This window comes from Archangium sp. Cb G35, assembly GCF_001896145.1.
GTDB lineage: Bacteria > Myxococcota > Myxococcia > Myxococcales > Myxococcaceae > Archangium > Archangium violaceum.
In genome coordinates, this window is record NZ_MPOI01000023.1 from 105733 (window position 1) to 128172 (window position 22440).

The window sequence follows — 22440 nt, forward strand, 5'->3', positions numbered from 1 at the left end:
CTCGCTGTGCTCCGGCGCGGGGTCGGCTACGTCGTCAGACCCGCTTGGTGAGGATGATGAGGTCGTCGCCGGCCTTGTAGAAGTCGCGGATGCGCGCCTCCTCCGTGTACTTCATGGAGGCGTAGAAGCCGCGGGTGGGGCCATAGGCCTCGGTGGCGCTCGTCTCCACGCGGATGATGCGGGCCTGGATGCGCCGCAGGTCCGCTTCCATGCCGGAGATCAGCGAGGCGCCCACGCCCTGTCCGCGCACCGCCGGGTCCGAAGCGATCCAGTACAGGTCGTACGTCCCCTCCGTCATCGGCGTGGGGCCGTAGCAGATGTACCCCACCAGCGTGCCGTCCCGGTCCGCGACGAGAATCTTGTAGTCGGGGTTATTCGGCTGAAGCGCGAGATCGACGAGCTCGATCGCGACCCCCACTTCTTCCTGCGAGAACGTTTCGATTCGACGGATCAGGGAGGCGAGCGGCTCCCGGTCCTTTCCTTCGAGCGGTCGGATGTCCATGGGCATGGGCTCTCTCTAGCGCGATCTCGACCAGCCGGGTGGCCAGGGCGGGGTAGTCGATGCCGGCCGCACGGGCGGCCTTGGCGAATCCCGCCTCGGGGTGGAGGTCGCAGTTGGGGTTGATGTCGATGACGTAGGGCACGCCCTCCGGAGTCACCCGGAGGTCCACGCGGCCGTAGTCCTGGCACTCGAGGGCGGCGAAGGCATCCAGCGCCGTCTGCACCAGGCGGGCCTCCAGCGCGGCGTCCTCCAGCAGGCAGGGCGCGGTGGGCGTGTGCTGGAACTCGGGCGACTCGGACTCCCACTTGGCCGCGTAGGTGACGATGTTGGGCCGGTCCTCGAAGAGCTTGCCGAAGCGGATCTCCGTCAGGGGCAGCGCCCGGCGCGGGTGGTTGCCCAGCAGCGGCACGTAGATTTCACGCCCGGGGATGAACTGCTCCACGAGGGCGGGCTGCTGGAAGGTGCGCAGCACGGCATCCACGGCGCGGCCCAGCGCGGCCCGGTCATGCACCACCGAGTCGCTGGTAATCCCCACGCTGGCGTCCTCGCGCGCGGGCTTGACGATCAGCGGGAAGGGCAGCTGCACCGTGGCCACGTCCTCGAGCCTGTCCACCCGGGCGAACCCCGGCGTGGACACGCCGCGCGCCTTGAGCAGCTCCTTGGCCTTGTCCTTGTGCAGCGCCAGTCCGAGCGAGAGCGCCGGCGAGCCGGTGTAGGGCAGCCCGAGCATGTCCAGCAGGCAGGGGATGACCATCTCGCCCCGGGCGTCCGCGGCCACGGACTCGCACAGGTTAATGACCAGGTCTGGCTGCATCCGGGCGAGCAGGTCCACGAACTCCAACCCGGCACCCTCGACGGCGAGCGGCTCGGCGTGGGTGTCGCCGCGGGAGAGGGCGTCGGCCAGGGAGGAGGCCACGCGGGTCACGTCTTCTCGCGCCTCCCGACCCGGGTCGTCCTCCAACAGCTCATGGTCTCGGTTGTACAGGATGGCGATATGCATGCGTGGTGCGTGTGCGGCGGCCAGGGTTAGCACGTCCCCCCCGGGGATGACAGTTCACAGATGGCCCGTTTGGCTGGCCGCCGAGCTGGTCCCGGAAGTATGAGAGGAGAACCATGCGGATTCGCGACCCCATCCACGGCACCATCGACGTGAGTGACGAGGAGAAGGCCGTCATCGACAGCCGTTACTACCAGCGGCTGCGTCACGTCCGGCAGTTGGGCTTCGGCGACCTGGCCTTCCCCGGCGCCACCCACACCCGGCACGCCCACTCGCTGGGCGCGATGCACGTTGCCTCCCGAGTCTTCCAGGCCGTCACCGCCCGCTCCAGTCTCCCCGCGGATGTCCGGGCCCGCTTCAGTGCCGCGGTGCGTCTGGCGGTGCTGTGTCACGACCTGGGCCACATGCCGCTCTCCCACGCCTCGGAGCGCATCGCCCCGGCGCGGGCCACCCTGCGGCTGCCTCCCTGGTTGGATGCCGTGGCGGAGAGCGAGCAGGCCACCCACGAGGACTTCACCGCCAAGTTGCTGCTCGACAGCTCGCTCACCCCCATCATCGAGCAGCGTTACGGGCCGCTGGGCATCACCCCCGCGGCGGCGGTGGGCCTCATCACCGGGGCGCGGGCGCCGCAGGATCCGGGCTTCTCGCACGCGGGCGTGGACTGGACGCCGCTGCTGCGCGCCATCGTGTCCGGCGAGCTGGACGCGGACCGCATGGACTACCTGGTGCGCGACTCCTTCTATACGGGAGTCAACTATGGCCGGTACGACATGGACTGGCTCATTTCGAACCTGAACCCGGCGGTGAAGGATGGGCGCGTCTACCTGGCGCTGAGCCGGGCGGCGGCATTCGCCTTCGAGGACTTCCTCCTCAGCCGCTACCACATGTTCGTCTCCGTCTACTACCACCACACCTCGGTGAACTTCGACTACATGCTGCGGCGCTACTACGAGGAGGCGCCCGGCGAGTTCGAGATTCCCTCGGATCCGGAGGCCTTCCTCGCCTGCGACGACGTGGCGCTCTGGTACACGCTGCGGCGCTCGAAGAACCGGTGGGCCGATCGCATCTCCACGCGCCGGGGCTTCAAGCTGCTGGCGCAGTTCACCGAGCGGGACGTGGGCTACGACCTCGAGGTGCTGCGCAGCGCCCTGGTGACGGGCGGCTTCGAGCACTTCACGGTGGAGTCCAAGGGCGTCCTCTCCAAATACTTCTCGGAGGGCTCGGGCCCGAGCCTCTTCATCGCGGACATGTCCACCGGCAGGCTGACGGAGGTGGCCCGCTACACGCCGCTCTATCAGCGCTACAGCGGCGCGGTGCGGCTGTCGCGGTTGTACGTGCGGCCGGATCAAATCGAAGACGCGCGCAACATGATGGCGCGTCTGTTGGGACAGGCGGTCCAATCATGAGCGAGGCTCTTCCCGGGATGCCGCCGCCGCCCCCCGTGGCGGCGACGAGGCCCGCGTCGGTGGTGGTGCCCTACCGCAGGACTCCGGAGGGCGTGGAGGTCTTCTGGGTGCGGCGCGAGAAGGCGCTCGCCTTCGCCGGGGGCTTCTACGCCTTCCCGGGCGGCAAGGTGGACAAGACGGACGCGCTGGTGCCGGTGCGCGGGGCCTCGGGGCAGGACGCGGCGCTGCGGGTGGCGGCGGCGCGCGAGCTGTTCGAGGAGGCCGGGCTGCTCGTGGCCGAGGGCGCCCGGCGGCTGGGGGCGGAAGAGGTGCGGGAGGCCCGCCGCGCGCTGCTGGAGAAGCGGAGCACGTGGTCGGAGCTGCTCCAGCGCCACGGCCTAGTGCTCCGGGCGGAGGACTTCCCGGACGCGGGGCGGTGGGTGACGCCGGAGTTCGCCCCGGTGCGCTTCGACACCTTCTTCTACCTGCTGGAGGCGCCGGAGTACGCCCAGGCGGAGTGGTGGCCCGGGGAGCTGTCGGAGGCCGCGTGGGTGAAGCCGGCCGACGCGCTGGCCCGCTGGGAGCAGGGCTCCGCGCTGCTGCACCCGCCCGCCCTGCACGTGCTGCGGGTGATGGCGGACTTCGACACGCCGGAGCGGGCCCTGGCGCGCCTGCGCGATCAACCGGACTGCCCGGACTTCATCGCCCAGCGCATCGAGTTCCACCAGGGCGTGCGGGTGTTCCCGCTGCGCACGGCCACGCTGCCTCCCGCCACGCACACCAACGCGTACGTGCTGGGCAATGGCGAGCTGCTCATCGTGGATCCGGGCGCGGACGACGAGGCCGAGGTGGCGCGGCTGTTGAAGATGGTGGACGCGCTGGTGGCGGAGGGGCACCGCGTCCAGGCGGTGGTCCTCACGCACCACCATGGGGACCACGTGGGCGGCGTGCGCGCGGTGACGGAGCGGTTGAAGGTGCCGCTGTGGTGCCACGCGCGGACGGCGGACCGGGTGGACGTCCCGGCGGCCCGCCTGCTGGAGGACGGCGAGGTGTTGGAGCTCGCGGGCAGCCCGCCCCAGCGCTGGCGCGTGCTGTACACGCCGGGGCACGCCCGGGGCCACCTGTGCCTGGTGGACGAGCGGTCGCACGCGGCCGTGGTGGGCGACATGGTGGCCAGCGTGGGCTCCATCGTCATCGACCCGCCCGAGGGGGACATGGCCGAGTACCTGAAGCAGCTCGCCCGCCTGCGGGACTGGCCGGTGACGACGCTGCACCCCTCGCACGGCTCGGCCGTTCCCGATGGGCCGGGCAAGCTCCAGGAGTACCTGGATCACCGCGCGGCGCGCGAGGCCCGCATCGTGGAGGCCGTGCCCACGGAAGGTGTCACGCTCGAGCAGGTGGTCGAGCGGGCGTACTCGGACACCCCCCCGTTCCTACACCCGGTGGCGGAGCGGAGCGCACTCGCGGTGCTGCTGAAACTCCAGGGCGAGGGGCGGGTTCGGGAGTCCGCCGGCCTCTACTTCCGCACGTGAGCCCTCCTTGGGGGGGAGCTCGTTTGATTCAGCCGCTTTTTTGCCATCAGAATGAAGCCGCGGGGCCCGGTGGGGGCCTCGTGCGGTGGAAACGAAGTGCCATCAGGGGGCACCTGCTTGGAAACGCGTCGTAGTGAGACGACGGTCGAGGAGCTGCTCGAGGTGATCGCCAGGCTGGCGGCGAACGAGCCCAATGTCCGGTGCCGGGTGGGAGAGGGGCCGCTGGCGCCGCTGGCCACGGCGCTCAACACCCTGTCCGGTGAGCTCGATTCACGCCGCATCAGGTCGGATGAGACGTTCGGCCCGGAGGTGCTGGTCTCGCAGTCGCCGGTCGCGATGATGGCGTGCGACGCCGACGAGCGCATCCGGTACATGAACTACACCTTCCCGGGCCTGACGCTCTCCGAGGTGGTGGGCAGGAAGAACAGTGAGTTCACCCCACCGGAAGACGTCGAGATGGTGCGGGGTCACGTCCGGCATGTGCTCACGACGGGTGAGCCCGTCTTCTACGAGCACCGGCCCAACATCGGCTTCGGTCCCGAGTGGTTCGGCGTGCACGTGGGGCCCATCCGGTCGGGTGGCGAGGTCGTCGGCTACACGATGAGCCTGACGGACATCACGGAGCTCAAGCGGACCCAGTTCCGCCTGGAGCAATCCAACCGGGAGTTGGAGAGCTTCGCGTCCGTGGCCTCGCACGACCTGCAGGAGCCGCTGCGGAAGATCCAGACCTTCGGCGAGCGCCTGAAGACGACGTGCGGCGCGGCCCTGAGCCCCGAGGGGCGCGACTACCTCGAGCGGATGAACAACGCCGCGGGCCGCATGCGCAGGCTGATCGACGATCTGCTCTCCTTCTCGCGCATCTCCTCCAGGGCCCCCACCTTCGTCCGTGTGGACCTCGGGCGCGTGGCCCGGGAGGTGTTGGGGGACCTCGAGACGGCCATCGAGCAGTCAGGGGCGTCCATGACTGTCGGCGAGCTGCCCACGCTCGAGGCCGAGCCGATGCAGATGCGCCAGCTGCTGCAGAACCTCGTGAGCAACGCCCTCAAGTTCCGCCAGGAAGGCGTGGCGCCGTCCGTCTCCATCTCGGCCACGGTGGATGCGGACGCGGGGCAGTGCGAGCTCCGGGTGAAGGACAACGGCATCGGCTTCGACGAGAAGTACCTCGATCGCATCTTCAATGTCTTCCAGCGGCTACACGGGCGGGGCAAGTACGAGGGGACGGGAATTGGTCTGGCCATCTGCCGGAAGATCGTCGAGAGACACGGCGGACACATCGGTGCGCGGAGTTCGCCCGGCCAGGGGGCAACCTTCATCGTGTCCCTGCCACTCAAGCCGCCCCAATCCAGGTAGAGAGGACCCATGCCACACCGAAAGCTCGTCACGATCCTGATGGCGGATGACGACATCGACGACCGGGAGTTCGCCCGCACGGCCATGCAGGAGAGCCGGCTCATGAACGAGCTCCGGTTCGTCGAGGATGGGGAGGAGCTGCTCGACTACCTCTACCGGCGCGGCGCCTACTCGGACCCCAAGAATGCTCCCCGGCCGGGGTTGATCCTCCTGGACCTGAACATGCCCCGCAAGGACGGCCGCGAGGCGCTGCGGGAGATCAAATCCGACCCCACGCTCCGGCAGATCCCCGTGGTTGTCTTGACTACATCCAAGGCTGAGGAAGACATCCTCCGCAGCTATGATCTCGGGGCCAATTGCTTCATTTCCAAACCCGTGACGTTCGATGGACTGGTCGAGGTCGTAAAGGTTCTCGACAAGCACTGGTTCCAGATCGTCGAACTGCCACGCCCCGCTGGTCCTCATGAAACCTGATGCAGAACAGCCCTTCATCCGCATCCTGCTGGTCGAGGATGACGAGGATGATTTCGTCCTGACCCGTGATGCCCTGCGCACCATCAGCAAGGGGCGCATGGTGCTCGAGTGGGTGGACAACGGCGCGCAGGCGCTCGCGGAGCTCAAGACCGGGCGTCATGACGTGTGTCTGCTCGACTACCGGCTGGATGCCAGCACGGGACTGGAGCTGCTCGCGAAGATGCGGCAGCAGGGGTGGCTCGGTCCGGTCATCCTGCTGACGGGAATGAGTGACGAGGCCCTCGACGAGCAGGCGCTGAAGGCCGGGGCCGCGGATTTCCTCGACAAGTCGCAGTTGTCGCCGACGCTGCTGGCGCGCTCCATCCGCTACGCGTTGCAGAACGCGCGCACGCTGGAGGCGCTGCGCCGCTCCCAGGCGAGCTTCCGCGCCCTCATCGAGCGGCTGCCCGATGGCATCGGCGTGACGCAGGACGAGCGGCTCGTCTACGCGAACCCCGCGCTCGTCTCCCTGATTGGCATGTCGTCCGCGGACGAGCTGCTGGGCGGCTCCCGGGCCGAGCTGGAGGGGCTCTTCATCCACGCCGAGTCGCGTGCGATGCTCCCCCGGGATGATCAGGCGGGGATGGAGGCGAAGGGGTCTCCGCCTCCCATGGAAATCCGCATGGTGCGCAAGAACGGGACTCCGGTCTTCGTGGAGCTCGCCCACGCGCCCAGCGTGTTCGACGGCCATCCGTGCATCGTCTGGCTCGTGAGGGATTTGACGGATCGCAGGCAGATGGAGGCCCGCCTGGTGCGCGCCGACCGCATGGCCTCGCTCGGGACGCTCGCCGCGGGCATCGCCCATGAAATCAACAACCCGCTCGCCTTCACGGTGGCCAACCTCAGCCACCTGGAGTCGGACATGCTCCCCCGGCTGAAGCTGCCCACGGGCGAGCAGGAGGAGATGCGCAAGCTGGTCTCCGACGCGCAGCTCGGCGCCACCCGGGTGCGCGACATCGTCCGGCAGTTGAAGATGTTCTCGCGCGCGGACGAACAGGCCCGGCCCGAGCCCGTGGAGGTGAACCGCGTGCTCGAGAGCGCCATCAGCATGGCCTCCAATGAAATCAAGCACCGCGCCCGGCTGGTGCGGGACTTCACGGACCAGCTCGTGGCCGTGGCGCACGAGGGCCGGCTCGGCCAGGTGATGGTGAACCTGCTCGTCAACGCCGCCCAGGCCATCCCCGAGGGGAACGCGGAGCTCAATGAGATCCGCGTCCTCACGCGGACGCATGCCGAGGGCCTGGCCATCGAGGTGAGGGATACGGGCTCGGGAATTTCCAAGGAGAACCTGGAGCGGCTGTTCGAGCCGTTCTTCACGACCAAGCCCGTGGGTGTGGGAACGGGGCTCGGCCTGCCCATCTGTCAGGACATCGTCACCAGCTTCGGTGGACGGATGGAGGTGGAGAGCGAGGTCGGCAAGGGGAGCACCTTCCGCGTCATCCTCCGCGCCGCCAACGTCGTGCGCCCGAGCCAGGCGCCGAAGGAGGCCGTGGCGCCGGTGGCGTCCCGGCGCGGCCGCATCCTGGTGGTGGACGACGAGCCGATGATCGGCATGGCCATCCGCCGGACGCTGCAGCGGGAGCACGAGGTCATCGCGCTGACGAGCGCGCGGGAGGCCCAGGCGCGGCTCACCAGCGGGGAGCGCTTCGACCTCATCCTGTGCGACCTGATGATGCCGGAGATGACCGGGATGGAGCTGCACCAGGCGGTCGCGAGCCACTCGCCCGGGCTGGCCGGGAGGATGGTGTTCCTCACCGGAGGCGCCTTCACGGCCAATGCCCGCGACTTCCTGAACCAGGTGCCCAACCACCGCGTGGAGAAGCCCTTCTCCACCCAGGAACTGCGCGGCCTGGTGCAGTCGCTGCTGGCCGCGGCTTCGTGACGGCTCCCTCTCCCTCTGGGAGAGGGGACACCCTACGACGCGTCCGCGAGCCGCGTGCTGCTGCTGCGCCGCTTGATGACGAGCATGATGAGCGGGATGGCCGCCAGCACCAGCTGCGGGACGAACGTGAGGGCATCCGGGAAGATGCCGAGCGGCTCGAAGGTGAAGAGCGGGATGGGGCTGAGCGGCACCATGCCCACCTCCTGCAGGGCGCGCAGTCCCTTGCCCAGCAGGATGACGGCGGTGACGACCAGCAGCACCGTGGACGCCTTGAAGAGCGTCTTCATGGGCAGCTTGTAGCCCATGCGGTTGATGAAGAGCACCAGCACGGTGAGCGCCACGGCGCCCGCGGCGCAACCCCAGGCCACGCCGGATGCCGAGTCGAGGGAGAGGCCCTGCAGGAAGATGGCCGTCTCCACGCTCTCGCGCAGCGCGGCGGAAAACGCGATGGCGAACAGGCCGGTGGCGCTGCCCTTGCCGAGCGCGCCCTTCATCTTCTCGCGCAGCTCGCCCATGAACTGGCTCATGTTGGCGCGCGCGTTGAGCCACAGGGCCGCGTACAGCAGCATCACCACGGCGGCGAGCGCGGCCACGCCCTCGAGCATCTCGCGGTTGGCCCCGCCCAGCAGGTGCCGGCCGAAGATGAAGAGGAGGGCGCCCACCACCAGCGCGGAGATCCATCCGGCGTGCACCACGCGGGCGTACGTCGTCGCCTCCATCTTGCGCAGCATGGCGAGCAGCGCGGCGACGATGACCGTGGCCTCGAAGCCCTCGCGCAGGAGGATGAGCACGGTGAGCCACAGCACCGACACGAAGCCCGCGGTGGTGCCACTGCCGCGCCGCGCCTCGTCCAACAGGGACAGGAGGATGCGGCCCTCGTCCTGGAGGTGCGGGCTCTTCTTCTCGGCGGCGAGCCGCGTGTCCAGGAAGGCCTTCTCCAGCTTCAGCACCAGGTCCGGACTGCGGGCCCGCAGGGTCGACTCCACCGGCTCGAGCCCGTTCAGATAGGCGTCCAGCAGCGCGTTGCGCGCCCCGAGCGAGTCCCCGGCGGCGCCCATCTTCAGCGCCTGCTCCACGTGGTTCCGCGCCGCCAGCAGGCCGCGCTCCTCGTCCACGTCGGGCATCTTGCGGCGCAGGCACGCGAGGTGCTCCTGCCCATGGGACTGGACGAGCTCGGGGTCCGTGGTGTTGGCGAGCTTCTCCAGCGACACGCGCGGCGGGTTGCCCTCGCACGCGGGCTGGCGCAGCGTGTGGACGTAGAAGGCGACGGCCCAGCGCTCATCCTCGGTGAGGGTGGGGAAGCCGGGCATGGCCGTACCGGGCACGCCGAAGCCCACGGTGTTGAAGGCCTTGTACGGGGTGAGCCCGGCCATGATGTCCGGATCATGGAAGTTGGCCGGCATGGGCTCCATCGTCTCGGCGATGGGCACGTCCGCGTGTCCGTCCTTCCCGTGGCACGCCACGCAGTTCTGCTGGAACACCCGGGCGCCCAGCTCGAGGTCCGGAGGGGTGCGCGGGCTGCGCGCCAGGCCTCCGGCGAGCACCAGGTCTTCCACCAGATCGCCGCAGTCGCGGCTGACGCCCTCGGGATCCGCGGCCTTGTCCACGCGGGTCTGGATCTCCTTCAGGCGCGGCAGGAACCCCTGGCCCTGGGCTCCCAGCTCTCCGGCCGCCTCGACCGCCTCGGCGATGAAGCTGCGCTGCTCGGCCAGCTCGAAGTCCGACTTCGACTCCACCGCCATCGGGTAGTCGGCCTGGAGGTACTGGAGGATGCCCACCAGACGGTGCCAGGTGCGTCCCTCGGACGCGCCCTCATCGGCCGCGGCCAGGGGCGCCGCGAGTAGCAGGGACAGGATCAGGAGGCCGGTGCGCTTCACGCTCGCTGGTGTACCAGCCCTCCACCCTTTTTTTCAATTTTGAGAATCAAAATCAATTCATTTTGAGAGGGTGCCCTCATCGTTTCCAACAGAGGGGGTCGCCCGTTAGCGTCCTCGCATGAGCACGGACGGCGGCGGGCACCTGAAGATGTACATCCTCATCCGCGAGAGCGTGCCCACGGGCTTCGCGGTGCTGGCGGCGGCGCACGCGTCCCTGGCGGCGTACCTGAAGTTCCGGGACGCGCCGGAGGTGGCGCAGTGGCTGTCGGGGCCCTTCTACAAGGCCGTGTGCAAGGTGACGGACGAGGAGTTCGAGCGGGCCAAGGCCTTCGAGGACCACGTGGTCCTCACCGAGTCGGCGCTGGGAGGCCAGGAGGTGGCCATCGCCTTCAAGCCCCGCGCCGAGTGGCCCAAGGCCTTCCGCTTCTACCGCCTCTACCGCTCGTAGGTGAGGAAGGAGAAGGGCGGCTCGGTGGCGGTGGCCGGGTGGTGCTCCTCGGTGACGAGCTTCCAGCCGGACAGGTCCACCTCGGGGAAGAAGGTGTCGCCCTCGTAGTCGCGGCCGATGCGCGTGAGGTGCAGCCGCCGCACGTGCGGCATGGCCTGCCGGTAGAGGTCCGCGCCACCCGCGATGAAGACCTCGTCGCCGCGCGCCAGCTCCAGCGCCTGCTCCAGCGAGTGCGCCACCTGCACGCCCTCGGGCGCGTAGTCCCGCTGGCGCGTCACCACCACCATGGTCCTGCCCGGCAGCGGCCGGCCGATGGACTCGTACGTCTTGCGGCCCATGACGAGCGTGTGGCCCATCGTGAGCTGCTTGAAGCGCTTGAGGTCCGCCGGCAGCCGCCAGGGCAGGGTGTTGTCCCGGCCGATGCACCGGTTGGTGGCCATCGCCACGATGGCGGAGACGGTCCTCATACGGCCACGGGCGCCTTGATGGCGGGGTGCGGGTCGTAGCCGCTCAGCGTGAAGTCCTCGTACTTGAACCCGTAGAGCGAGCGGACGTCGGGGTTGAGCGTCATCTTCGGCAGCGGACGAGGCTCGCGCTTCAGCTGCTCGCGGGCCTGCTCCACGTGGTTGAGGTACAGGTGCGCGTCGCCCGTGGTGTGGATGAACTCGTGGGCCTGGAGCCCCGTCACCTGCGCCACCATCATCGTCAGCAGCGCGTAGGAGGCGATGTTGAAGGGCAGCCCGAGGAAGATGTCCGCGCTGCGCTGGTAGAGCTGGCAGGAGAGCTTCCCGTCCGCCACGTAGAACTGGAAGAGGATGTGGCAGGGCGGCAGCTTCATCGCGTCCAGGTCCGCCACGTTCCACGCGCTGATGATGTGCCGGCGCGAGTCGGGGTTCTTGCGCAGCTGCTCGACGAGCTGGCTCATCTGATCGATGGAGCCGCCGCCGGGCTTGGGCCACGAGCGCCACTGGTGCCCGTAGATGGGGCCGAGGTTGCCCTCCGCGTCCGCCCACTCGTCCCAGATGGTGACGCCGTGCTTCTGCAGGTCGCGCACGTTGGTGCCGCCCGCGAGCATCCACAGCAGCTCGTGGATGATGGACTTGAGGTGCAGCTTCTTCGTCGTCACCAGCGGGAACCCCTGCGTGAGGTCGAACCGCATCTGGTGGCCGAAGATGCTCAGCGTCCCGGTCCCGGTCCGGTCGCTCTTCTTCGTTCCGTGGTGGAGGACGTGCTCGAGCAGGGCGAGGTACTGTTTCATGGTTGGATCGATCACCCGCCCCTTGCCAGACGCAAAGGGGGGACGGGCTTGTAGCCCAGGCGCTGTGGAACGCGCGACATTCGGGCACACGGGGGATGCCGGATCCACAACGAAGGCACCCGGTACGAGCCCGCCGTACACACTGGGGGCTCCTTCCGGTGGCGGTGACGCACTGGAAACCATTAGAAGGGCGCGGCCATGAAGATCTACACGAAGACCGGGGATACGGGAGAGACGGGTCTGTTCGGCGGAGGCCGGGTGCGCAAGGACAGCGTGCGCGTGGACGCCTATGGCGAGGTGGATGAGCTGAACGCCTCGTTGGGGCTGGCGCGCTCGCTGTCCATGCCCTCGGATCTGGATGCGCTGCTGCTGCGGTTGCAGGACCAGCTCTTCACCGTGGGTGCGGTGCTGGCCACGCCGGTGGGCACCAAGGCCTCCGAGCACATCCCCCAGCTCAAGGCCGAGTGGGTGACGGACATGGAGAAGGCCATCGACGCCTTCGAGACGGAGCTGTCGCCCATGACGCACTTCATCCTTCCGGGAGGCAGCGTGGCGGCCGCCGCGTTGCACCTCTCCCGTACCGTGTGCCGCCGCGCCGAGCGCCGGGTCGTCGCCGCCCTGCGCGAGGGCGAGGCCCAGCAGGAGGCCGTCGTCTACCTCAACCGCCTCTCGGACCTGCTCTTCGTCATGGCTCGCATCGCCAACCACCGGGCGGGCATCCAGGACGTGAAGTGGATACCGGAGAAGTCCTCGAAGTAGCGGTTATGTAAGGGGACCGTGACTCCGCTGCCCACCGCCCACCTCCGCCAGCTCTCCGAACAGGCCGGCTTCGACCTGGTGGGATTCGCGCGCGCCGAGCCCATCCCTCCCGAGTACCTCTTCGGCTGGCTGGAGTCCGGCTGTGCGGCGGACATGGACTGGATGGGCTCGCGGGCGGCCGAGCGGCTGGATGTCTCCAAGCTGCTCCCCGGTGCGCGCACCGTCATCGCCTTCGCCACCAACTACTACCGGGATGAGCCCCGGGCGGAGGATTCGCCCATCGCCCGCTACGCGCGCAGCCGGGACTACCACTCCACCCTGCGCGACAAGCTGAAGGCCTATCGTAAGCTGTTCTCGGACGCGTACCCCGGCGTGCAGCACTACGGCAGCGTGGACTCGGGCCCGCTGATGGAGAAGGTGTGGGCCGCGCGCGCGGGTCTCGGCTACGTGGGCAGGAATGGGTGCTTCATCACCGAGCCCTTTGGCTCGTGGGTGCTGCTGTCCGCGCTCATCCTGGACGCCGAGGTGGATGCGTACGCGGGCGGTCCCGCCAGTGACCGCTGCGGCCACTGCCGCAAGTGCCTCATGTCCTGTCCCACGGGCGCGCTGCTGGGCCAGGGACGCGTGGACGCGCGGGCCTGCCTCTCCTACCAGACCATCGAGAACCGCCACGCCGAGGTGCCCGAGTCCTTCCGCGTGGAGATGGACAACATCGTCTTTGGCTGCGACATCTGCCAGGACGTCTGCCCCCTCAACCGCAGCCCCGTGTTCACGCCCAACGAGCGTTTCTCGCCCCGGGCCGTGGCGGAGCTCGGCGTGATGGAGCTGGCCGCGCTCACCCCGGAGCAGTACGAGCAGCTCATCCCCGGGACGCCGCTCGCGCGGGCCAAGTACGACGGCCTGCGCCGCAATGCCGTGTATGCCCTGGGCGCCATGAAGCAGGCCGAGGCCCGCTCCCTGCTGGAGACGCTGAGCCAGGACCCGAGCGAGCAGGTGCGCCACGCCGCGCAGTGGGCGCTCCGGCACCTGGACGCGTAGCTGCCTCGTTCCGGCTCGTGGTACGGGAGGAGCATGAGCTCCACGTCCGAGACTCCCGCGTCCTCCTCCGTGTCCCCTGGCCGCCCGCGCCGGCGCTGGCTGCGGCGCCTGTTGTGGACGGGCCTCGGGTTCGCCGTGCTGTTGGTCATCGGTTCGGTGTACCAGGCCGTGTCCGCGGCGGCGGATGCGCGCGACTTTCCGCCTCCGGGGAAGATGGTGGATGTGGGCGGCCACCGTCTGCACCTGAACTGCACTGGAGAGGGGCACCCCACCGTGGTGCTGGAATCGGGAGCCAGCACCATGTCCTCCGGCTGGGCCTGGGTGCAGTCCGAGGTGGCGAAAACCACGCGCGTCTGCTCGTACGACCGGGCGGGCACCGCCTGGAGCGAGCCGAGCCAGGGTCCTCACGACGCGGCCCATGTCGCCGCGCAGCTCCACACCCTGCTCGTCAACGCGGGGGAGTCCGGTCCCTTCGTCCTCGTGGGGCACTCGCTGGGCGGGCTCTTCGTGCGTGTCTACGCGGACCGCTACCCGGGCGAGGCCGCCGGCATGGTGCTGCTGGATGCCTCGCACCCGGACCAGCTGGAGCGGCTGCCGGAGTCCGTCCGGAAGCAGTTCGAGGCGGGCATCAAGGTGATGGCCGTCGCGCCCGTGCTCGTCCATGTGGGCCTGGTCCGCGCCACGGGCCTCTTCGACCAGATGGGGCGCGGGCTGCCCGAGCGCGCCTTCGCGGAGGTCTCGGCCTTCGGCTCCACGGTCCGGCCCCTGGAGGCCGCGCATGCCGAGATGCGGGCCTGGGCGGACACCACGGCCCAGGTGCGCGCCTCCCGGGAGCTTGGGGAGATGCCCCTGCTGGTGGTGAGCGCGGGCTCCGCCATGTCCCCGGCGGCAGCGGATTTCCTCCCTGGATTCCAGGCCCTGCACCGCGAGCTGGCCTCGCTCTCCTCCCGCGGTCAGTTCCGCCTCATCCCCGAAGCCAATCACCTCTCGCTCGTCACGGATGAGTCACATGCCCGGCAGACGAGCGCCGCCATTCTCGACGTGGTGCGGCAGGTGCGCGCCACGCGGATGTCCGGAGCGGCCTCGCCCTAGCCGTTCCGCACCTCGGGACTCGCCTCGCGCGGACTCGCGGTGTGCCGGTGACTCGCTATCGGACAGATGCGGCGCGTCACCCGCTCGCAGTGCCCGGTGCTGTTCCGGGCCACCGGGCAATCTGGTACGGGGTGCTTGGCGATGCGCGCATCCTCCTTTGAAGCCGTCTCTCCTCGTCAGGCGCCGCTCGGCCCCGTCTACGCCGCGCTGCTCGTCCAGGTGTTGATCAACACGGGCACGTACCTCGCCGGCAAGCGCGCCATGGAGGAACTGCCTCCCGTCACCGTCGTGCTCTGGCGCTTCCTCCTCAGCGCCTTCGTCTTCTGCCTGCTGCTCCTCTTCACGCCCGGCCCCAAGGTGCCGCCTCGCTCCGAGTGGCGCCGCGTTCTGATGCTCGGCCTGCTCGCGGGGCCCATCAACCAGATGCTGTTCTTCTACGGGTTGTCGCAGTCCACCGCCGCCCATGCGGCCCTGCTCTATGCGCTCACGCCGCTCGGCGTGTACCTGATGAGTCTCGCTCGCGGGCACGAGCCGCCTTCCCTTCGCGCCTCGCTCGGCATCCTCACCGCGCTCGCGGGGGTCGTGGTGCTGCTGCTCGGCCGTGGACTGGCCTCGGCTCGCGGCTCGCTCGTGGGCGATGTGCTCATCCTCGCCGCCGTGAGCGCCTGGGTCGTCTACACCACCGAGGGCAAGCCCTTCGCCGCCGCGCATGGTCCCCTTCGCTCCACCGCCTGGAGCATGGTCGCCGCCGCCGTGCTGCTGCTTCCCGTGACTCCCTTCGCGCTGGCTCCCGTCCGCACCTTCTCCGCCAGTCCTTCAGCGCTCGGCAGCATCGCGTACCTCGCCGTCCTCACGTCCGTCGTCGCGTACCTCATCTGGTACTACGCCCTGTCCAGGGTGCCCGCCTCCCGCGTCGCCGTCTTCTCCAACCTCCAGCCCGCTACCACCGCACTCGCCGCCTGGGTGTTGCTCGGTGAGTCCCTTCACTGGGGCCTGGCTCTGGGTGGCGGGTTGGTGATTGCGGGTGTCCGGTTGACGCAGAGTGCTCCCCTCGTGCCCGTGCCTCGGCGCGAGGTGGAGGTGGTGGGGGAGGCGTAGGTTCCACGGCCGGTAGACCCTCACCCCGACCCCCTCCCGGGGGGAGAGGGGAAATGGGCTCAGCGCTCGTTGGGATCCCAGTCCGCGATGTCCTTCTTCTTCGGTTCCGGCGGCGGTGCCGGACGCGGCGGCGGCTCCACCCGCTTCGGTGCCGGCTTCGGCGCCGGTTCCGGTTCCGGCTCGGCCTCGGCTTCGGCGTCGTCATCGCCGAAGATGCGCATGTCACCGCTCTTCGCCGACGCCTTCTTCACCTCGTTCTTCTGCTTCGGCTCGGGCCGGACCTCGGGCTCCGCTCTCGGCGCCGGTTCCGGCTCCGCCATCGGCTCGGGCTCCGGCTCCTTCGTCACGGCCGGCTCCGCCTCGGGCGCCGGTTCCGATTCCTCGGTCCGGTACACCCCCCGGCGCACCCCGTCCCGCGGTGTCTCCGGACGCCGGGCGGGCTCCTCGGTGTCTCTCTCGGGCATGTCATAGCCCGTGTCCCGCAGTGAGTAGTGCCGGGTGGTGCACTCCGACTGATCCTCCGCACAGCCCTGAAGGCACGTGCGGAGCTGGCGGTACTTCGTCGTGCTGCCACCGTAATCGATGGTGCAGTCCTCACGGCAGGTCTCGAAATCCTCACGGCACCCCACGGGCACGGTGCGGTCGGATCCTGCGGCGAGCGTCAGAAGGACGACGAGGGGGAACGGAAGCATGGTGGAGGGAAAGGCTAGCAGGTCCAGGGCAGGGACGTGGATGGCGAGGGCTTGCCTGGTCTCTTGCTGCACGAAGGCCCACCCGTCCCCACCTTCGATGCTTCAATCCGCGTCAGTGCGGGGGAGGCCATGCCGTTCCGAAAGCCCAGGCACCTGACATGGCGCGAGCTCGCCCGGCGCCTCTGGGTGGAGCTCGAAGAGGACGCCGTCACCGAGTGCGCCGCCCAGCTCGCCTTCTACTTCCTCTTCGCCCTCTTTCCCTTCCTCTTCTTCCTCGTGACGCTCGCGGCGTATCTGCCGTTCGCCCCGGGCGCCGTGGAAGCCATGATGGAGCGGCTCGGCCCCCTCATGCCCGCCGAGGCCCTTCAAGTCGTCCAGGGCCACCTCCAATCGCTCGTCCAGGACAGCCAGCCCCGCCTCATCACGATTGGTTTCCTCGTGGCGCTCTGGAGCGCCTCGCGGGGCGTGGACGCGTTCCGCCGCGCGCTCAACCTCGCCTACGACGTCCCCGAGTACCGGCCCTTCTGGAAGACCCAGGGGCTCGCCATCCTCATGACCGTGGCGGGCTCCCTGCTCATCCCCCTCGCCTTCGCCCTCTTCCTGCTGGGCGGTCAGGTGGGTGAGTGGATCGCCGGGCGTCTCCACTTCCTCAACGTCTACCACGCCGTCTGGTCCTGGCTGCGCTGGCCCTTCACCGCGTGCCTCGTCATGCTGGCCCTGGCCCTGTGCTACTGGCGCCTGCCCGCCGTCCGGCACCGTTACAATTTCCTCTCTCCCGGCGCGGTGCTCGCCACCGTCCTGTGGCTCCTCACCACCTGGGGCTTCACGCAGTACGTCGAGCACTTCGGCCGCTACAACGTCACCTATGGCTCCATCGGTGGTGTCGTCGTGCTGCTGCTGTGGCTCTACCTCACCGGCCTCATCTTCATCCTCGGCGGCGAGGTGAATGCCGTCCTCGAGTACGCCGAGGCCGAGGCCGCCCAGGCGGAAGGAAAGCCTCCACCCATCGAGGCGCCCCACCTCCAGGGCGCTCCCCGAGGGCCCCGCTCGGGCCGGGAGCGGCTGGCCTTCTGGCGCTGGCGCCGGCGCATGGCCGAGCGCGCCGCTCCCGAGGTCCTTCCCCCCGCCGAGGTCCAGGAGGACTCCGGCGAGGGCTCGCCCCGGCGGGAGGAGCCGGATCAGCACTCCCCCCTGCATTGAGGGCCTACTTCTTCAGGATCGCCTTGATGGCGGCCAGACGATCCGTTCCCACGTTCGAGCCCGTGAGGTTGTTCTTCGCGATGTAGCTGTTGAGGTGCTGCACGCGGTCCGCGCTGGGCGGGTGCGTGCTCAGCCACTTCATGAAGCCCGGCGTCTTGCTCTCGGCCGACGCCAGCTTCTGGAAGAAGGACACCAGCCCGCGCGGGTCATAGCCCGCCGCCGAGGTGTACTTCGCGCCCAGCTCGTCCGCCTCCGTCTCGTTGCCCCGGCTGAAGGCCAGCCCCGTGCCGGTGCCCGCCAGGCTCGCGGCGATCTGCGCCGCCGTCCCCGGGTTCTTCCCGAGCGCCACTCCGATGAGCGCCTCCTGGCCATACTGGAGCATCAGGGCCTGCGCCGAGTGCCGGCCCGTCACGTGGGCGGCCTCGTGTCCGAGCACTCCGGCCAGCTCCGCCTCGTTGTCCGCCGCCAGCAGCAGGCCCGTGTACACGTACAGGTAGCCGCCCGGCGTGGCGAACGCGTTCACCATCTTCGGGTCATCGATGACGTGCAGCTTCCACTTCACGTTCGCCCGGTCCCGGTTCGCCGCCTGGAGGATGGGCTTGGCCACGGTGTTCACGTACTCCACCACCGCCGGATCCTCGACGTACTTGATCTTCTCCTTCGTCTCGAGCTCCTGCTTCACCTGCTTGCCCAGCTGCGCCTCCTGCTCGTCGGAGATGAACAAGGACGCCGCCGTGCGCCCCACGTTGACCTTCTTGCCCGCCGCGCAACCGGTCGTGAACCCCATGGCCAGCGAGAGGGCCATGACCACCGAGAGAATCCGCTTCATGTGTCGCCTTCCTTGTTCTGGGTGCTGCCGGAATGACCCGGGGGTCGTACTCAGCGTCCCGGGGGCTCGGCAAGCGTCCGTTGCCGGGTGTCTTCTCGTGAGACGGCGGCCTGTGGACGGAGATGCAATGTGCGAGGCAGCCGTCCCTGCGGGCCCCCGGCCGTGAGCGCGGAGTGCCTTGCCGCTCTTCCGGACACTACGGACTTTAGGAGACGGCGCCCCTGCGGGTGCCAGGGAGGCCCCACATGTCTCGTCCCGTCTGGACCGGCGCCCTCGGTTTCGGGCACATGCACGTCCCGGTGCGGCTCTACGGCGCCGTGTCGCCCCGGCAGGTGCAGTTCCATCTCCTGCACGACGCGGAGGGTGCCCGCATCCAGCAGAAGCGCGTGTGCTCGGCGGATGGCGGGGAGGTGCCTTTCGAGCACGTGGTGAAGGGCTATGAGATCCGCCCCGGCCGCTACGTGGAGGTGACGCGCGGCGAGCTCGAGGCGTTCGATCCACAGTCCAGCCGCACCGTGGACCTGGAGGACTTCATCGAGCTGTCGGCGATCGACCCCATCCTCTTCGACACCACCTACCATGTGATGCCGGGGGAGAAGGCATTGAAGCCCTATGCCACCCTGGCCATGGCGCTGCGGGCCTCGGGCCGTGCCGGCATCGGGCGGCTGGTGATGCACCTCAAGGGGCACCTGTGCGTGGTGTGGCCGCATGAGCGGGGCCTCGTCCTCTCCACGCTGCACTACGCGGACGAGCTCATCCCCCAGGACAGTTACCCCGAGCTGTCCCTGCCGGCTCCCCGCCCCAACGAGACGGAGGTGGAGGCCGTGCTGCGCGCCGTCGAGGCCCGCACCGTGGACTTCGAGCCCCAGCGCTACCAGGACACGCACCGCGAGCGGCTGCTCGGCTTCCTCGAGCGGCGGGCCCGGACGCATGGTGTCCGCGAGGTGCCTCCCGAGGCTCCGGCACCCGTGGAGGAAGAGGTGCCGCGCATCGGCCGGGAGGGCAGGGGAGCCCGGCGCGGCGAGGTGCGGGAGCCCGCCACCCACGGCTCGCTGCGGGTGCGTTCTCAGGCCGCTCGCGAGGCGCGGGAACGCACCGGGCGCCAGAAGCCGGTGGGAACCACCGCGAGGACCCGCGGCAAGGGCGGCTCCGGTACAGGGAAGAAGAAGAAGGCCTGACCTCTACTTCTCAAGTAAGCAATGCGTGGGACGTGCCCATGGTGTTATGCCGCACACCCGCATGCCCGAGCTTCCGGAAGTCGAAATCGCCCGGCGCAACCTCGTCCATTGGCTGGACGGCCGCCGCGTGGTGCGGGCCGAGGCGGACGACTCGCGCGTCTTCCGCGGGGCCCGCCACGAGGACTTCGCCTCCCTGCGCGGCCGTCTGGTGTCGCTGGAGCGGCGCGGCAAGTACCTCCTCTTCACCTTCGAGGGCGGCCGGGGACTGATGGCCCACCTGGGCATGACGGGCCGCTTCGTCCGCCGCCCCGAGGGCGTCTCCGTCCCCTACAGCCGCGCCCGCTTCCACCTGGACTCCGGTGACGTCATCCACTTCGCCGACTCGCGCCTCTTCGGCCGCATGGAGCCGTGCGCCGCCTCGCGCCTGTACGAGCTGGACGCGGTGAAGGAGCTGGGGCGGGATCCCCTCGCCGATGGCCTCACCGCCGGGCAGCTCCAGGAGGCGGTGGGCCCGTCCAAGCAGGAGCTCAAGGTGGCCCTGATGGATCAAGGCCGGGTGACGGGGCTGGGCAACATCCATGCCGCCGAGGCCCTCTACCGGGCGGGCCTGCACCCGGCGCGCAAGCCCGGCTCCCTCACGCCCGGGGAGTGGCAGCGGCTGGCGGACGCCATCCACGCCTCCATCACCTTCGGCCTCGAGGAGCAGCAGGGCGAGGAGCCCGCGTACCTGGAGGACGGGGCGGAGAACCGTTTCCTGGTCTACGGCCGCGCCGGGACGGCTTGTGCCCGGTGTGGGACGACCGTGGAATCCTTCCCCCAGGGAGGCCGCACCACCCATTGCTGTCCGCAGTGCCAACCGAAGCACCCTGGCCGTAAACCCCCGGACGGACGAAGGAAGACAACCGCTCGCCGTCGTTGACACCCCTGGCCGGGTCCGCTTGACTCGCCCGCCCTTTGCACCCGCCGCACTCGCGCGGCCCCGGAGAAGAATCCCCTATGTCGTCCAACGCCCTGCTGGCGGCACTGCTCGTCGCCTCCGCCACGGCCACCGCCCAGACTCCCGCGCCCCAGTCCGGGACGCCGGCTCCCGCCCAGGAGAACGCCGCTCCCGCCGCCACCCCGGAGGCCGCTGACTCCCTCGAGGAGCGCATCCGCCAGGAAGTGGACAAGCGCGTGGAGGCCGCCCGGCAGGAGATGCGCGAGGAGATCCGCGCCCAGCTCGCCACCCAGTCGCTCGCCACCGACTGGCAGGAGGAGTGGGTCGAGGAGAAGCGCAAGCTGGAGATCTTCACCCTCGACGGCTACTACCGGATGCGCCCCAACCTGTACTACCAGTTCAGCTTGGGCAAGCCTCTGGGCAGCGAGCTCTTCCCCCGGCCCCGGCCCACGGAGAACACGCAGGCCTTCGCCGACATGCGCCTGCGCCTGGAGCCCACCTTCAACATCTCCGAGGAGGTGCGGGTGAAGCTCCAGCTGGACGCCCTGGACAATGTGATCCTCGGCTCCTCGCCGTTGAGCGGGGTGGACCGCAACTTCTACCTCTTCGACATCTTCAATGATGGGCAGGTGTCTCCGCGCTCGGCCATCAACAGCCTGAAGGACTCGCTGATGCTGCGCGAGGCCTACGGCGAGGTGTCCACGCCGGTGGGTCTGCTGCGCTTCGGCCGCATGACGGCGCACTGGGGCCTGGGCGTGCTGCGCAACGACGGCAACTGCCTGGAGTGTGACTTCGGCGACGTGGTGGACCGCGTCATGTTCGTCACGGAGCCCTTCGACGGCTTCTACGTGACGCCCATGTTCGAGTTCAACGACGAGGGCATCTACGCCTACCCCAACGGCGAGCAGGGCCAGCCGGTGGACATCACCGGCGCGGATGACAGCCACAGCTGGGTGCTGGCCGTGGCGCGCCGGGACACCCCGCAGCAGGTGCGGGCCAAGCTGGACAACAACCAGGGCGTGCTCAACTACGGCCTGCACTTCAGCTGGCGGACGCAGCGCTACAGCCCGGCGCGTGACGAGAGTGGGCAGGTGCAGCCGGGCCAGTTCGTCCCGCGCGGCGCGTCGCTCTACATCCCGGACGTGTGGCTGCGTTACGAGGAGCGCAACTTCCGCGTGGAGCTGGAGCTGGCGGCCTACCTCGGGCAGATCAACGGCCTGGCGCAGACGGCGGCCCAGGCGAACGACCCCAGCTTCAACCAGACGCTGGACGTGATGGCCTTCGGCGGCGCGGCGGTGGGCGAGTACCGGCTGCTCAACGGGCAGCTCAACCTCCAGATGGAGCTGGGCTTCGCCTCGGGTGACCGGGCGCCGGGCTTCGGGGCCTACCCGGGCATTCCGGGCACGGGGGAGAACGGCGCCACCCAGCCGGGCAACGTGGAGGGCCCGCAGTTCCGCTGCGGCACCGGCGGCTGCAGCGACAACACCATCCGCAACTTCCGCTTCAACCGCGCCTACCGCGTGGACAGCATCCTCTGGCGCGAGCTGGTGGGCACTGTCACCGACGCCGTCTACGTGAAGCCCACCATCCGCTACACGCTGACGCAGGGCTTCGACGTCTTCGGCAGCGCCATCTACTCGCAGTCCATCTACTCCGAGTCCACGCCCTCGAGCACCGAGCGGATGCTGGGCATCGAGACGAACCTGGGCGCCCGCTACGAGACGGAGGACGGCTTCGTGGCGCGCGTGGACTGGTCCGTGCTCTTCCCGCTCAACGGCCTGAACGAGACGAACGTGAACTCGCGGGTGGAGCTGGGGACGGCCCACGCCGTGCGCGGCACGCTGGGCATCCGCTTCTAGCCGCGCGCCATGCC

General features: G+C 69.4%; 21 protein-coding genes. 14 read left to right on the plus strand and 7 right to left on the minus strand.

What is annotated here, in order from left to right:
• Positions 1 to 34 precede the first annotated feature (34 nt).
• Both BO221_RS49010 and BO221_RS49015 read right to left on the minus strand, forming a co-directional pair.
• Complete coding sequence (locus BO221_RS49010; protein ID WP_233166606.1) at positions 35 to 418, minus strand: GNAT family N-acetyltransferase; 384 nt, start codon at positions 416 to 418, stop codon at positions 35 to 37.
• Positions 372 to 1502, minus strand: coding sequence for a D-alanine--D-alanine ligase (locus BO221_RS49015; protein ID WP_073567840.1), 1131 nt, complete (start codon positions 1500 to 1502; stop codon positions 372 to 374). The genes BO221_RS49010 and BO221_RS49015 overlap by 47 nt, the downstream gene beginning before the upstream one ends.
• A 113-nt stretch (positions 1503 to 1615) precedes the next feature.
• On the opposite strand from BO221_RS49015, the gene BO221_RS49020 reads away from it, so the two are divergent.
• From BO221_RS49020 to BO221_RS49040, 5 genes are all read left to right on the plus strand, one after another.
• Entirely contained in the window at positions 1616 to 2905 is a 1290-nt protein-coding gene (locus tag BO221_RS49020) for an HD domain-containing protein (protein ID WP_073567841.1), read from the plus strand.
• Positions 2902 to 4416 carry an MBL fold metallo-hydrolase gene (locus tag BO221_RS49025; protein WP_073567842.1) on the plus strand — a complete coding sequence of 505 codons (1515 nt, stop codon included), beginning with the start codon at positions 2902 to 2904 and terminating at the stop codon, positions 4414 to 4416. Before BO221_RS49020 ends, BO221_RS49025 begins: the two co-directional genes overlap by 4 nt.
• 117 nt (positions 4417 to 4533) lie before the next feature.
• The gene (locus BO221_RS49030) at positions 4534 to 5766 is read left to right on the plus strand and encodes an ATP-binding protein (RefSeq protein WP_233166607.1); all 1233 of its coding nucleotides are present in this window, start codon (positions 4534 to 4536) and stop codon (positions 5764 to 5766) included.
• 9 nt (positions 5767 to 5775) lie between these two features.
• A complete protein-coding gene (locus BO221_RS49035; protein WP_073567844.1) occupies positions 5776 to 6240 on the plus strand; it encodes a response regulator in 465 nt (154 codons plus the stop codon).
• Complete coding sequence (locus BO221_RS49040) at positions 6230 to 8161, plus strand: response regulator (protein WP_073567845.1); 1932 nt, start codon at positions 6230 to 6232, stop codon at positions 8159 to 8161. The genes BO221_RS49035 and BO221_RS49040 overlap by 11 nt, the downstream gene beginning before the upstream one ends.
• A 32-nt stretch (positions 8162 to 8193) precedes the next feature.
• On the opposite strand, the gene BO221_RS49045 is transcribed toward BO221_RS49040, so the two are convergent.
• Entirely contained in the window at positions 8194 to 10038 is a 1845-nt protein-coding gene (locus tag BO221_RS49045; protein WP_073567846.1) for a cytochrome c/FTR1 family iron permease, read from the minus strand.
• Between the two features lie 118 nt (positions 10039 to 10156).
• Between BO221_RS49045 and BO221_RS49050 the strand changes: the two genes are divergently transcribed.
• Complete coding sequence (locus BO221_RS49050; RefSeq protein ID WP_052517911.1) at positions 10157 to 10486, plus strand: hypothetical protein; 330 nt, start codon at positions 10157 to 10159, stop codon at positions 10484 to 10486.
• Here the strand turns inward: BO221_RS49050 and BO221_RS49055 are convergent.
• Positions 10474 to 10953 (minus strand): dihydrofolate reductase, encoded by a 480-nt coding sequence (locus BO221_RS49055; protein WP_073567847.1) that lies wholly within the window; start codon positions 10951 to 10953, stop codon positions 10474 to 10476. The genes BO221_RS49050 and BO221_RS49055 overlap by 13 nt on opposite strands.
• On the minus strand, positions 10950 to 11744 hold the full coding sequence (locus BO221_RS49060; protein WP_073567848.1) for a thymidylate synthase: 795 nt from the start codon (positions 11742 to 11744) through the stop codon (positions 10950 to 10952). The genes BO221_RS49055 and BO221_RS49060 overlap by 4 nt, the downstream gene beginning before the upstream one ends.
• Positions 11745 to 11942: 198 nt before the next feature.
• Here BO221_RS49060 and BO221_RS49065 point away from each other — a divergent pair, with 198 nt between their 5' ends.
• The 4 genes from BO221_RS49065 (at position 11943) to BO221_RS49080 (ending at position 15731) form a co-directional block, all read left to right on the plus strand.
• Entirely contained in the window at positions 11943 to 12503 is a 561-nt protein-coding gene (locus tag BO221_RS49065; protein ID WP_043392651.1) for a cob(I)yrinic acid a,c-diamide adenosyltransferase, read from the plus strand.
• A gap of 18 nt (positions 12504 to 12521) precedes the next feature.
• Positions 12522 to 13541 (plus strand): tRNA epoxyqueuosine(34) reductase QueG, encoded by a 1020-nt coding sequence (gene queG, locus BO221_RS49070; protein WP_073567849.1) that lies wholly within the window; start codon positions 12522 to 12524, stop codon positions 13539 to 13541.
• 33 nt (positions 13542 to 13574) lie between these two features.
• Positions 13575 to 14633 (plus strand): alpha/beta hydrolase, encoded by a 1059-nt coding sequence (locus BO221_RS49075; protein WP_073567850.1) that lies wholly within the window; start codon positions 13575 to 13577, stop codon positions 14631 to 14633.
• 141 nt (positions 14634 to 14774) lie between these two features.
• Positions 14775 to 15731 (plus strand): DMT family transporter, encoded by a 957-nt coding sequence (locus tag BO221_RS49080; RefSeq protein ID WP_073567851.1) that lies wholly within the window; start codon positions 14775 to 14777, stop codon positions 15729 to 15731.
• Between the two features lie 59 nt (positions 15732 to 15790).
• On the opposite strand, the gene BO221_RS49085 is transcribed toward BO221_RS49080, so the two are convergent.
• On the minus strand, positions 15791 to 16423 hold the full coding sequence (locus BO221_RS49085) for a hypothetical protein (protein WP_143196137.1): 633 nt from the start codon (positions 16421 to 16423) through the stop codon (positions 15791 to 15793).
• A 129-nt stretch (positions 16424 to 16552) separates the two neighbouring features.
• Between BO221_RS49085 and BO221_RS49090 the strand changes: the two genes are divergently transcribed.
• The gene (locus tag BO221_RS49090; protein ID WP_073567853.1) at positions 16553 to 17623 is read left to right on the plus strand and encodes a YihY/virulence factor BrkB family protein; all 1071 of its coding nucleotides are present in this window, start codon (positions 16553 to 16555) and stop codon (positions 17621 to 17623) included.
• Between the two features lie 4 nt (positions 17624 to 17627).
• Here BO221_RS49090 and BO221_RS49095 read toward each other — a convergent pair whose 3' ends face one another.
• The gene (locus BO221_RS49095; RefSeq protein WP_073567854.1) at positions 17628 to 18452 is read right to left on the minus strand and encodes a M48 family metallopeptidase; all 825 of its coding nucleotides are present in this window, start codon (positions 18450 to 18452) and stop codon (positions 17628 to 17630) included.
• Positions 18453 to 18697: 245 nt separating this feature from the next.
• On the opposite strand from BO221_RS49095, the gene BO221_RS49100 reads away from it, so the two are divergent.
• From BO221_RS49100 to BO221_RS49110, 3 genes are all read left to right on the plus strand, one after another.
• The gene (locus BO221_RS49100) at positions 18698 to 19630 is read left to right on the plus strand and encodes a Ku protein (RefSeq protein ID WP_073567855.1); all 933 of its coding nucleotides are present in this window, start codon (positions 18698 to 18700) and stop codon (positions 19628 to 19630) included.
• A 61-nt stretch (positions 19631 to 19691) separates the two neighbouring features.
• Positions 19692 to 20549, plus strand: coding sequence for a bifunctional DNA-formamidopyrimidine glycosylase/DNA-(apurinic or apyrimidinic site) lyase (gene mutM / locus BO221_RS49105; protein WP_073567904.1), 858 nt, complete (start codon positions 19692 to 19694; stop codon positions 20547 to 20549).
• 77 nt (positions 20550 to 20626) lie between these two features.
• Positions 20627 to 22426: a TIGR04551 family protein gene (locus tag BO221_RS49110; protein ID WP_073567856.1), complete on the plus strand. Its 1800-nt coding sequence runs from the start codon at positions 20627 to 20629 to the stop codon at positions 22424 to 22426.
• The last annotated feature ends 14 nt before the right edge of the window (positions 22427 to 22440 follow it).

What these genes read in the sequence shown, in the direction of transcription:
- BO221_RS49095 (WP_073567854.1), bottom strand. Translation starts at nt 18,452, where the DNA reads ATGAAGCGGATTCTCTCGGTGGTCATGGCCCTCTCGCTGGCCATGGGG.
- BO221_RS49020 (WP_073567841.1), top strand. Translation starts at nt 1,616, where the DNA reads ATGCGGATTCGCGACCCCATCCACGGCACCATCGACGTGAGTGACGAG.
- BO221_RS49035 (WP_073567844.1), top strand. Translation starts at nt 5,776, where the DNA reads ATGCCACACCGAAAGCTCGTCACGATCCTGATGGCGGATGACGACATC.
- BO221_RS49025 (WP_073567842.1), top strand. Translation starts at nt 2,902, where the DNA reads ATGAGCGAGGCTCTTCCCGGGATGCCGCCGCCGCCCCCCGTGGCGGCG.
- BO221_RS49040 (WP_073567845.1), top strand. Translation starts at nt 6,230, where the DNA reads ATGAAACCTGATGCAGAACAGCCCTTCATCCGCATCCTGCTGGTCGAG.
- BO221_RS49055 (WP_073567847.1), bottom strand. Translation starts at nt 10,953, where the DNA reads ATGAGGACCGTCTCCGCCATCGTGGCGATGGCCACCAACCGGTGCATC.
- BO221_RS49015 (WP_073567840.1), bottom strand. Translation starts at nt 1,502, where the DNA reads ATGCATATCGCCATCCTGTACAACCGAGACCATGAGCTGTTGGAGGAC.
- BO221_RS49090 (WP_073567853.1), top strand. Translation starts at nt 16,553, where the DNA reads ATGCCGTTCCGAAAGCCCAGGCACCTGACATGGCGCGAGCTCGCCCGG.
- mutM (WP_073567904.1), top strand. Translation starts at nt 19,692, where the DNA reads ATGCCCGAGCTTCCGGAAGTCGAAATCGCCCGGCGCAACCTCGTCCAT.
- BO221_RS49065 (WP_043392651.1), top strand. Translation starts at nt 11,943, where the DNA reads ATGAAGATCTACACGAAGACCGGGGATACGGGAGAGACGGGTCTGTTC.
- BO221_RS49110 (WP_073567856.1), top strand. Translation starts at nt 20,627, where the DNA reads ATGTCGTCCAACGCCCTGCTGGCGGCACTGCTCGTCGCCTCCGCCACG.
- BO221_RS49100 (WP_073567855.1), top strand. Translation starts at nt 18,698, where the DNA reads ATGTCTCGTCCCGTCTGGACCGGCGCCCTCGGTTTCGGGCACATGCAC.
- BO221_RS49080 (WP_073567851.1), top strand. Translation starts at nt 14,775, where the DNA reads ATGCGCGCATCCTCCTTTGAAGCCGTCTCTCCTCGTCAGGCGCCGCTC.
- BO221_RS49060 (WP_073567848.1), bottom strand. Translation starts at nt 11,744, where the DNA reads ATGAAACAGTACCTCGCCCTGCTCGAGCACGTCCTCCACCACGGAACG.
- BO221_RS49085 (WP_143196137.1), bottom strand. Translation starts at nt 16,423, where the DNA reads ATGCTTCCGTTCCCCCTCGTCGTCCTTCTGACGCTCGCCGCAGGATCC.
- BO221_RS49050 (WP_052517911.1), top strand. Translation starts at nt 10,157, where the DNA reads ATGAGCACGGACGGCGGCGGGCACCTGAAGATGTACATCCTCATCCGC.
- BO221_RS49075 (WP_073567850.1), top strand. Translation starts at nt 13,575, where the DNA reads ATGAGCTCCACGTCCGAGACTCCCGCGTCCTCCTCCGTGTCCCCTGGC.